The organism is Rhizobacter sp. P3_B12, from assembly GCF_056402895.1.
The window spans coordinates 1-2,392 of the sequence record NZ_JBFUGN010000944.1; the positions used below are offsets into that span (position 1 = coordinate 1).

Below are 2,392 nucleotides of genomic sequence, written 5' to 3' on the forward strand. Positions count from 1 at the left end.
ACGGCGATCCGCTCGGCGAGCCGGCGCTGCGCCACGCGATCGCCCGCCACCTGGGCGTGGCCCGCGGCGTGCGCTGCGAGCCCGCGCAAGTGGTCGTCACCGAGGGCGCGATGGAAGCGCTGGCGCTGTGTGCGCGCCTGCTGACGAACCCCGGCGACACCGCGTGGGTCGAAGACCCCGGCTACCGCGGGGCCCGCACGGCGATGCATGCGGCCGACCTGCAGCTCGTGCCGATGCGTGTCGATGCCGAGGGGCTGTGCGTGCCCACGAGCGACTGGGCCGCGCGGCCGCCCCGGCTCATCTACACGACGCCGTCGCACCAGTACCCGTCGGGCGCGGTGATGAGCGCCGCGCGCCGGCTCGAACTGATCGCCAACGCGCAGCGCCACGGCACCTGGATCATCGAGGACGACTACGACAGCGATTTCCGCCACGCCGGGGACCCGATCGGCGCGATGCAGGGCCTGGTGGCGCAGGCGCCGGTGCTGTACGTGGGCACCTTCAGCAAGACGATGTTCCCGTCGCTGCGGCTCGGCTTCCTGGTGCTGCCCGAAGCACTCGCTGCGCGCCTGCAGGCACCGCTCGGGCAGCTGCTGCGCGGCGGCCACCGCCACGAGCAGCTGGCGCTCGGCGAGTTCATCGAGAGCGGCGCCTTCGGCCGGCACCTCGGCCGCATGCGCCGGCTGTACCGCGAGCGGCAGGTCGCGCTGCGCGATGCGCTGTCGCGCCACCTGCGCGTGCCGCACGAGATCGCCGGCGGCCAGGGCGGCATGCACCTGACCGTGCGCTTGCCGAGCGACTGCCCCGACACCCGCATTGCCGCCGCCGCACTGCGCCAGGGCATGGCACCGGCGGCGCTGTCGAGCTTCGCGCTGCAGCCCGCGGCCGAGGACAACGGGCTCGTGCTCGGGTATGGCAACACCTCGGCAGAGCGCTTCGAGGCGCTGGTCAGGAAGTTGTCGCAGCTGGCGCGCGCGAAGGCATAGCGGTCGGCAGACGCCCGGCTCACGCGAAACGGCCCTGCACATTCAGGATTTGCAAGCGGTCCAGATGGCCACTACCGGTGCGGTGAGGGGATTGCTCTACTGCAGCCCCCATCGCCCTGTCGCGCCGCGACACCCCTCCCGTGCCGACCCACCATTCTTCTTCGCGCTTGTTGCAGCGCGCCACCTTGCTCACGATCATCGCTGCGTTGCTGTGCGCGCAGAACAGCCTGCATGCCGAGATCCAGGTCGCGAGCACCTTCCAGGATCCCGCGTTCATCAGCTGGATCAACGACGCCACCGACCGCCTCTACCAGATCGGGCCGGTGAGCATCGAGCGCTTTGCCTGCTCTCTGGGGAGCCAGCGCGTGCCCTCCCCATTCGGGTACCGCGACTATCCCAACGATACGATCGTCGGCTGCGCGAGCAGTGCCGACGACGCCCTCGCCCAGGTGTTGACCAAGGTGGATGCCCACCTGCGCGGCATCGCTGCCACCACACACAGCGACAAGTTCTACGCACTGCAGTTCTCGACCTTCGTCGTTCGAAAGAACGGCGACGCCATCGCGGTCTACGGCCGCTTCAAGAAGGCTGCGCTCGCGACGGCCCGGAACACACCAGACGATCGCCCGGCCGACGACTGCAGCAGCACCTCGCGCCCGTTGGCCGGCGACCCCATCGTGATCGCGACCGGCCAGAGCTTCCAGGTCGACGCCGACTACCTGGCGCCTCGTTCGAGGGGGCTCGCCTTCCAGCGGTTCTACAGCAGCGCCGGCAGCACGGAAGGTATCCTCGGCCTCGGCTGGCAGCACAGCTTTTCCCGCAGCATCGAGGCCTTGCCTTCGAATGGCGCAGCGACGCAGGCCAACGTCATTCGCGGCAGCGGCAGGGCGCTGCGCTTCGAAGCCTCGGGTGGCAGGTGGTCGCCGGATGCGACGGACGCATCGACGCTGGAGACTCTGCCGGACGGCTGGCGCTATCGATCGGAAGCGAACGAACTCGAAATCTACGATGCGCAAGGCCGGCTGCTGAGCATCACCTCGGCGAGCGGCGACACGACTCGCGTCACGCGCGATTCAGCGGGGCGCGTGGCAACGGTGGACGACGCCTTCGGCCGCAGCCTCGCGCTCGGCTACGACGCCGACGGCCGGCTCTCCTGGCTGCGAGACGTTGCAGGTGCCACGACGCGCTACGCCTACGTCAGAACGAACGGGATCTCGACGCTGAGCCGCGTGGCCGACGCGGCCGGCGCCTCCAAAGCCTACCTGCACGAGCTGAACCAGCTCCCGGGCGCACTCACGGGCTTGCAGGATCAGAACGGTGCACGCCACGCCAGCTGGTAGTTCGACGACAGCGGACGCGCGACGAGTTCAGAACGTGACGGCGGTGTCGACCGAACCGTGCTTGCG

The 2,392-nt window shown here is 69.8% G+C and carries 3 protein-coding genes; 2 read left to right on the plus strand and 1 reads right to left on the minus strand.

Annotated features, from left to right (window positions below; genetic code table 11):
- Positions 1–986, plus strand: a 986-nt coding sequence (locus tag AC1D01_RS30465) for an aminotransferase-like domain-containing protein (RefSeq protein WP_477873094.1), incomplete at its 5' end; no start/stop codon positions are given.
- A 19-nt stretch (positions 987–1,005) separates the two neighbouring features.
- Here AC1D01_RS30465 and AC1D01_RS30470 read toward each other — a convergent pair.
- Positions 1,006–1,275 (minus strand): hypothetical protein, encoded by a 270-nt coding sequence (locus tag AC1D01_RS30470; RefSeq protein ID WP_477873096.1) that lies wholly within the window; start codon positions 1,273–1,275, stop codon positions 1,006–1,008.
- 34 nt (positions 1,276–1,309) lie between these two features.
- Here AC1D01_RS30470 and AC1D01_RS30475 point away from each other — a divergent pair, with 34 nt between their 5' ends.
- Complete coding sequence (locus AC1D01_RS30475) at positions 1,310–2,326, plus strand: DUF6531 domain-containing protein (RefSeq protein WP_477873098.1); 1,017 nt, start codon at positions 1,310–1,312, stop codon at positions 2,324–2,326.
- Positions 2,327–2,392: the final 66 nt, after the last annotated feature.